The following is a 7475-nucleotide window of genomic DNA, read 5'->3' as shown; positions in this document are numbered from 1 at the left end:
CCGCTGGGTGTCGGGCCACGTTGGTTAACCCCGGAATACCCCCGGCTGCCGGGTGATGAAGACGCTGCTGGGCAACCCGACCTGGCTCGGGCAGGGGTTGGGCGGGCAGGTGGGGACCACGGGGCCAGGGATGATGGTGGCCGGTGTGATGGTCACCGCCTGGTTCCGGATCGTCTGGACCTGCAGCAGGATGCACACCTTCTCCTCGAACTGGTCGGGGACGCCGTCGCCGTCGGTGTCGATCAGCAGCTCCTTCTCGGCCTCCACGCAGGCATTCTGCACCAGGCAGGTGTCGCCCGGGCACGCACCGGGTACGGGGACGCACGCGCCGAACGGGCAGTCGATGACCAGGTCCAGCGTCTCGGCCAGGATGAAGGTGCAGTCGCTCCCCGTGAGGCTGAGATCGGTAGCGAGGGGTTGTGTGATGGCGGCGAACTTGAAGAGGAGGTCCTTATGCAGTACGCCGTTGATCAGAACCTTGTTGGTAAACACCTCGCACTCGGTGATGGAGATGCGCTTCGACAGTGCGACGACTTCCAGAGCCACCAGGGTATCCGACGTCAGGATCCCTGCTCCGGCACCTGCCGCAGCGAGCTCGGCCAGATCAAGAACGATGCGCTCCAGAACCTCGGTCTCGCCCTGTCCCGAGACGATGGGCGCTGCAATCGGGACCGAATCGGGTTGCGGCCTGATCAGGTACTGCGGATCCGTGTTGTGGTCACCGGACATGGACGCCTTTTCCCTCCTCAGTGGGTCGTGTTACATAATACGGGCTCCGTGTCCGGATGACACCACGGGGCCGTGCCACTTTGTATAATAGAGGGACTGTTGGTACGAGTGCTTTGCGCGGAGGGAATGGTCACGTGGAGGTGACGCCATGTACGTGCGATGGGCGGTTCTCGCCCTGGGCGTGACGGGGGGGATCCTGATGCTGTGGGGGCTCCTCATGCTCCCGGTTCCCGTCGCGCTGCTGATCGCGGGCACCCTCCTCTGCACTGCGGCCGTGCTCCTGCACCTGAGAAGCAGCCCATCGCTCTCTTCCCAGCCCCACCCGCCGCCGGCCATGGCGGTGCTCCTGTCGCTGATGCGGAGGAGAGCGACGGGCGCACATGAACCGGCGGAGGGAGGAGGCAAGGAAGCGCCCGGGGCGCCGGACGGCGAGGAGCCGCCGGCCGATCCGGCGGTTTCGGCCGGGGCCCCCGCCGTCGAGGGGCAGGCTGCCGCACCGGGGGCGCAGGAGCCAGCGGCTGAGCGCGGCGCCCCTCTTGAGCGGAGTCGCCCGGTCAGGCCCGGGCGCCCGCCGATGGTGAGGGCGACGGCCACTACTTATCAGGGGAGTGGCGAGACGGCCACGCACAGGGTACGGGTCCGGATCAGCGGGCGGCGCTCGCCCTGAGCGCCACCTCTGGCGCCGGCCCTGCATAGGGTGGCAGGGAGCGGCCCGTGAGGCCGGGACTCCACCACAGGGGTGCGATACACATGCCTGCGCGTCTGAGTCTATGCATGATCGTGCGCGATGAGGAGAAGTTCCTCCCCCGCTGCCTGGAGAGCGTGCGCGGCATCGTCGACGAGATCGTGGTGGTGGATACAGGATCGCAGGACGGCACCGTGGCCGTCGCCCGCCGCTTCGGCGCGACGGTGTTTGAGATGCCGTGGCCCGACGACTTCAGCGCGGCGCGCAACGCCGCACTGGAGCGGGCGACGGGCGCCTGGATCCTCATGCTGGACGCCGACGAGATCCTGGTTCCGGGGTCGGCCGCGGGCCTTCCGGCGCTGCTGGACGACCCCGAGGTGGAGGGTTACTTCGTCCAGATGCGCCACCTGGTTGGCTCCGCCACGCAGCCGGAGGTGGAGGAGAGCGCGCTCTTCCGGCTCTGGCGGAATCGCCCGGAGTACCGGTTCGCCGGGGAGGTTCACGAGCAGATCCTCCCCACGATCCTGGCCAGGCGTCCTGGGAGCAAGACGGCCCACAGTGGGCTGCAGGTCGTCCACTACGGCTACCTGCGGGAGGTGCGCGCCGCCCGGCGCAAGTTCGAGCGGAACCGGCGCCTGCTGGAGAAGATGATCGCCCGCAGCCCGCAGGACGGCTTCGCCCACTTCAACCTGGGCATCGAGTACTACGACCAGGGGCTGCTGGAGGAGGCCGCGGCGTGCTTCGGCGCGGCGCTGGCCCGGGCCCGGCCCGGCGACGTCTGGCGCCCGAAGCTGGTGAAGGCATATGCCGCCACGCTGCTGGAGCGGGAGGAGTGGCCGTCGCTCTTCCGCCTGCTGGACGAAGAGATCGCCCGCTATCCCGACTACACCGACCTGCACTTCCTCAAGGGCGTGGCCCGGGCCCGGGCCGGGCAGGCCGAGGAGGCCGCTGCCGCCTTCGCACGCTGCCTCGAACTGGGTTCCGCCCCCGCGCTGCGCTACGCCTCGACGGACCCGGGCACCGGCACCTACAAGGCGCAGCTGGAGTTGGGCGCGGCCCTCGAGGCCCTGGGGCGCCACGCGGAGGCCCGGGAGGCCTACCGGCGGGCGGCGCAGATGCGCCCGGGCTGGCACGAGCCGCTGAAGCGGCTGGCCGCCCTGCTGGGCCGCACGGCCGGGGATGAGGAGCTGCTCATAGAGCTGCGGGCGTTCTTCCCCGGCTGGCAGTACGCCGACCAGGTTCAGGTGGCCACGTTGCTCCTGCACGCGCGGCGCCCGGGCCTGGCCGTCCGGCTGCTGGAGCCTTTCCGGCAGGCAGGGAGGCTTGACAGGGCCGGGCTCTTCGTCCTGGCCAGGGGCCTGTCGGGGGCCGGTGACCGCGAGGGCGCGCTGGCGATCTGCCGGCTGGACTGGACCGGCAGTCCCCTGGCTCCGCAGGTTCAGCGCCTGCGGGCGGAACTGGAGGCGCAGGAAGCGCCGGCCACCGGAGGTGAGGAGGCGTGACGCACCCGTGGCACGATGTGCGGGTGGTGCTGCTGGCCGGTGGCAGGGGGGAGCGCTTCTGGCCCCGGTCGACCGAGGCCCTGCCCAAACAGTTCCTGCAGGTGGACGGGAAGGAGTCGCTGATCCGGGCCACCTTTGCCAGGGCGGCTGCACTCACGGGGCCGGAGTCGATCTACGTGGTCACCCAGGAGCGGTACGCGGACCTGGTGCGGCAGGAACTGCCGGCGCTGCCGGAGGCCAACCTGATCCTGGAGCCGTGCGCGCGCAACACCGCCGCCGCCCTGGGCCTGGCGGCCCGGCGGCTCGGACCGGACGCGATCCTCGTGGCGATGCCCTCTGACCACCACATCACCGGGCCGGCCCGCTTCCGGGTGACGGTGCAGGCCGCCGTGGAGGTGGCCAGGCACGGGTACCTGGTCACGATCGGGATCCCGCCCACCCGACCGGAGACGGGCTACGGCTACATCCGGCGCGGGGCCCCGCTGGAACTCCCCACGGCCGTGCCGGCCTTCCGCGTCGACCGCTTCACCGAGAAGCCCGAGCGGGCCACCGCCGAGCAGTATCTGCAATCCGGCGAGTACGCCTGGAACAGCGGCATTCTCGTCGCCAGGGCCGGCGTGCTGGACGAGGAGATCGGCCGCCACATGCCCGAACTGCACGCCGTGCTGGAGCGACTGCCGTGGGCGGCGCCGCCTCTGCCCGGCCTGGCCGGCCAGTTCGCCGGGCTTCCCGGAACCTCCATCGACAAGGGGGTACTGGAGCGCTCCGACCGGGTGGCCGTGGTGCCGGGCCATTTCGGCTGGAACGACGTGGGCGACTGGGCCGCCCTCAGCCGCCTGCTGCCGCTGGACGAGAACGGCAACGCGGTGATCGGCGAGGTGCTTCTGCAAGACTCGCGGCGGGTGGTGGTGCACGGCGGCGACCGGTTGGTGGTGCTGCTGGGGGTCTCCGACCTGATCGTGGTGGACACCCCCAAGGTGCTGCTCGTGTGTGCGCGGGAGAAGGCCCAGGAGGTGCGGCAGGTCGCGCGCATCGGCGCCGCCTTCGCCGACGCGCTCTTCAGCCGCGGTGACGCGGAGGACCGGCGAGGTGGACCCCCGTGCCCGGCGTGATCTACGAGTCGGTCTTCTTCAACGGCAGCGGCTACGCCACCGAGTCCCGCACCTTCGTCCGGGCGCTGGTGCAGGCGGGCGTCGCCGTGAAAATGGACCCCATGGACCCGGTGCCACAGGGGGAGGAGGCGGCGGCCCATGCGGACCTGCTCCCGCTGCTCCACACGCCCGTGAACCCGGCGGAGGCCCTCTGGATTCAGGCCAACCCCATTCCCTGGGTCAAGGGGCGGCCACCCGCCGCCCGGGCCGTGCTACGCACGATGTACGAGACCGAGCGCATCCGGCCCGAATGGGCGGCGCAGTGCAACCTGTTCGACGAGGTGTGGCTGCCCTCGCACCAGAACGTGGAGGCCTTCGTCGCCTCCGGTGTGCGCCCGGAGAAGGTGCGGCTGGTGCCGGGCGGGGTGGACGTGCGCCTGTTCAGCCCCGGCGCGAGCCCGCTTCCGCTGGCCCGCCACCGGGGCTTCGCCTTCCTCTCCGTCTTCGCGTGGCAGTGGCGCAAGGGCTGGGATCACCTGCTGCGCGCCTACTGCGAGGAGTTCGCCGCCGGGGAGCCCGTCACGCTCTACCTCAAGGTCGACCCGCTGGATCGGCGGCCGGAAGTGGCCGGTGAGATCCTCCACTACATCCGGCACGTGCTCGGGCGCGAGCTCGCGGACGTGCCGGAGATCGTGCTGCTCGACTTTCCCCTGACGGACGGCGAGATGGCGCGGCTCTACGCGGCCGTGGACGCCTTCGTTCTGCCCACCCGCGGGGAGGGGTACGGGCGCCCCTTCCTGGAGGCGATGGCCTGCGGCCTGCCCGTGATCGGCACCGCCTGGGGAGGCCAGGCCGACTTCCTGCTGGAGGGGGTGGCGTACCCCGTTCCGGTGGCCGGGATGGTCACGGCGCCGGACGGCGACCTGCACACCTTCCGCGGCCTCCGCTGGGCGGAGCCGGACGGGGAGGCGCTCCGGCGGGTCATGCGCCATGTCTTCACGCACAGGGAGGAGGCGCGGGCGGTGGGCGCCGCCGCGCGGCGGCTGGTGGAGGCGGAGTGGGACGCGGAGCGGATCGCGGCCGGCCTGGCCGACCGCCTGCGCATCCTCAGGGACGGGGGGAGGTAGCGCCATGGCGATCTGGGTGCAGCGCGCCCCTGGCCGGGAGGCCCTCCCGCTGGACGTGCGGAGGGTCGCCCTCATCCTGCTCTCGGGGCGCGGGGAGGAGGGGCTGGAGCCCGTGCTCCACCTGCCGGTGCCCGGCGTCGACGGCGTGCTGCGCGCCGCGGCCGGAGTCACCGGGCGGGCGCTGGCCGGGCCGGACGGGGCCCGGCATCTGGCAGGGTACGATCTGGGCCTCTGGCTCCGCCCGGGGGAAACGCCCCTGGTGGGCTTTCAACCGACGGTCCTGCGGGCGGCGGCCGTGCGGATGCCGCTGCCGGCGCTGGTGCCCGTGCACTACCCGCTGGGCAAGGAGGGGCTCACCCTCCTCAGCCTGGAGCCCCGCTGGATCGCCGCCGTGCCCGGCGGGCGGGCGTTCTTCCCGGTGCCCATCGAGAGCGAGCGCCCGCCGGCGGCCGACGTGCCGGCGGACCGGGACGACCGGGCGTGGGCGGTGCTCTACCGGGCGCTGCAGGCCCTGACGACGGGGGACCGCCGCCAGGGCCTGCAGATGCTGGACCACATCTACCACCAGGTATACGGCAAGAACCAGGGCCTGACCGCTTTGGTGGTACGAAACGGCCTGGCCGCCGCGCTCTCCCTCGGCGAGCGCCCGTGGCAGGACGAGTGGCTGAGGAGGGCCGGGTCCTTCACGGACTACGGCGAACTGCGACTCCTGTGGGCCTTGATCCCGTACTTCCGGGGCGACCTGGAGAAGGCCGCGGACCGGCTCCGGCGGGTGCTGACCGAGCGGGAGGAGGCCCCGCCGGACGGGCTGATCGCCGGTGGCGGTGCGACCACCTACCGGGCCTGGACGTTCCTGGGCCGCGCCCTCGCCCGGACCGGCGACATCAACGGGGCGGTGTCCGCATGGGCGATGGCGCTCCGCCAGGGGCCCGATTACCTGCCGCCGCTCCGGGAGCTGGCCCGGCTCCGGATCCACGCGGACGTGCTCAGCCGGATGGAGCTCCAGTACTTCTGGATCGGCAGACCCCGTGCGGCGGTGGAGCTGGTGGCCGCTGCATTCGCCCGCAGCTCCGATCCCGCAAAGGCTGCGCCCATCCTGGCCTCCCGCCCCGACGTGCGGCTGCCGGCGGAGCTGCGCCGGGCCGTGGAGGGACGGGGCGACCGCCGGTCAAAGGGGGCCGGCCAGGCGAAGAAGGGGTCGGGGAGCGCAGGACGCGGCTCCCCCAAGGCGAGCCCTCCGGGCATCGTGTGGGAGGGGCCGCTGTTTACGCACTCCAGCCTCGGGCGGGTCAACCGGGAGCTGGCCGCGCACCTGCTGGCCCTGCGCTGGGACGTGGGCGGGCTGCCCACGGAGCCTGACGGCTACCGGCCCGACGCACAGGGGCGCTTCCGGGCGCTGGCCGACCGCCTCTGGCACCGCCCGGCCCGGACGGCGATCTGGGTGCGCCACCACTGGCCGCCCAAGTTCGGGCCGCCGCCCGCGGGCCGGCTGGTGGTGATCGTGCCCTGGGAGTTCGGGCCCGTCCCGGTGGACTGGCTGCCGGGCATCGCCGCGGCGGAGGAGGTTTGGGTCTACTCCCACTGGGTCCGCCGGGGGGTGGTCGACTCCGGGGTGGACCCCGACCGGGTGCACGTGATCCCCTGCGGCGTCGATCCCGAGGTGTTCCGCCCCGGGGAGCGGCCGGACGCTGCGGGGGAGCCGTTCCAGTTCCTCTACGTGGGCGGCACCATCGGCCGCAAGGGGTACGACCTGGCGCTGGACGCTTTCCTGGCCGAGTTCGGGCCGGACGAACCCGCCGAGCTGGTGGTCAAGGATTTCGGGTCGGAGAGCTTCTACCGCACCGCCAGCGGCGCCGGCAGGGTCCGGGAGGCGGCCGAGGCCACGGCCGGATGCCGGCGCCGCGTGCGCCTGATCACGCAGCAGCTGGACGACTCGGCCCTGGCCGGGCTCTACCGGCAGGCCGACGTGTTGGTGGCCCCGTACCGGGCCGAGGGGTTCTGCCTGCCGGCTGTGGAGGCGATGGCCTGCGGCACGACGGCCATCCTCCCGGCGGCGGGCCCCGCCCTGGACTACGCGCCGGAGGGCGCCTGTCTCCTGGTCCCGGCCCAGGAGGTTCACCTGGGCCGCTCCGTTGGCGGGTTTGCGCTGGCGGGCCCAGGCCGGGCCTGCCAGGTGAGCCTTCCGGACCTGCGCCGGGCGATGCGCTGGGCCTTCGCGCACCGGGAGGAACTCTGGGAGATGGGCCGCCGGGCGGCCGAGCACGTGCACGGGCACTTCACGTGGGCGCACGCCGCGCAGGCGGCGGCGGCGCGCCTGCAGGAACTGGTCCAGCGATAGCTA

Annotated in this window: 6 protein-coding genes; 5 read left to right on the top strand and 1 reads right to left on the bottom strand. The window is 72.6% G+C overall.

The features are described from left to right. Window positions 1–24 precede the first annotated feature (24 nt). Window positions 25–729, bottom strand: a complete 705-nt coding sequence (locus AB2385_RS13375) for a DUF3794 domain-containing protein (protein WP_367655517.1) — start codon at window positions 727–729, stop codon at window positions 25–27. Between the two features lie 148 nt (window positions 730–877). Between AB2385_RS13375 and AB2385_RS13370 the strand changes: the two genes are divergently transcribed. From AB2385_RS13370 to AB2385_RS13350, 5 genes are all read left to right on the top strand, one after another. Next, the gene (locus AB2385_RS13370; RefSeq protein WP_367655516.1) at window positions 878–1396 is read left to right on the top strand and encodes a hypothetical protein; all 519 of its coding nucleotides are present in this window, start codon (window positions 878–880) and stop codon (window positions 1394–1396) included. 83 nt (window positions 1397–1479) lie between these two features. Continuing rightward, window positions 1480–2916: a glycosyltransferase gene (locus AB2385_RS13365; RefSeq protein ID WP_367655515.1), complete on the top strand. Its 1437-nt coding sequence runs from the start codon at window positions 1480–1482 to the stop codon at window positions 2914–2916. Beyond that, window positions 2913–4028 carry a mannose-1-phosphate guanylyltransferase gene (locus tag AB2385_RS13360; RefSeq protein ID WP_367655514.1) on the top strand — a complete coding sequence of 372 codons (1116 nt, stop codon included), beginning with the start codon at window positions 2913–2915 and terminating at the stop codon, window positions 4026–4028. Before AB2385_RS13365 ends, AB2385_RS13360 begins: the two co-directional genes overlap by 4 nt. Next, window positions 4016–5134 (top strand): glycosyltransferase, encoded by a 1119-nt coding sequence (locus AB2385_RS13355; RefSeq protein WP_367655513.1) that lies wholly within the window; start codon window positions 4016–4018, stop codon window positions 5132–5134. Before AB2385_RS13360 ends, AB2385_RS13355 begins: the two co-directional genes overlap by 13 nt. A gap of 4 nt (window positions 5135–5138) precedes the next feature. Continuing rightward, entirely contained in the window at window positions 5139–7472 is a 2334-nt protein-coding gene (locus AB2385_RS13350) for a glycosyltransferase (protein ID WP_367655512.1), read from the top strand. The last annotated feature ends 3 nt before the right edge of the window (window positions 7473–7475 follow it).

It is taken from the genome of Symbiobacterium sp. (genome assembly GCF_040797425.1).
In the GTDB taxonomy this organism is placed as follows: Bacteria; Bacillota; Sulfobacillia; order Symbiobacteriales; family Symbiobacteriaceae; genus Symbiobacterium.
This window is presented reverse-complemented; position numbering and strand designations above follow the sequence as displayed.

Coding starts and splice junctions, on each gene's coding strand:
- AB2385_RS13375 (WP_367655517.1), bottom strand. CDS start 729: ATGTCCGGTGACCACAACACGGATCCGCAGTACCTGATCAGGCCGCAA.
- AB2385_RS13370 (WP_367655516.1), top strand. CDS start 878: ATGTACGTGCGATGGGCGGTTCTCGCCCTGGGCGTGACGGGGGGGATC.
- AB2385_RS13365 (WP_367655515.1), top strand. CDS start 1,480: ATGCCTGCGCGTCTGAGTCTATGCATGATCGTGCGCGATGAGGAGAAG.
- AB2385_RS13350 (WP_367655512.1), top strand. CDS start 5,139: ATGGCGATCTGGGTGCAGCGCGCCCCTGGCCGGGAGGCCCTCCCGCTG.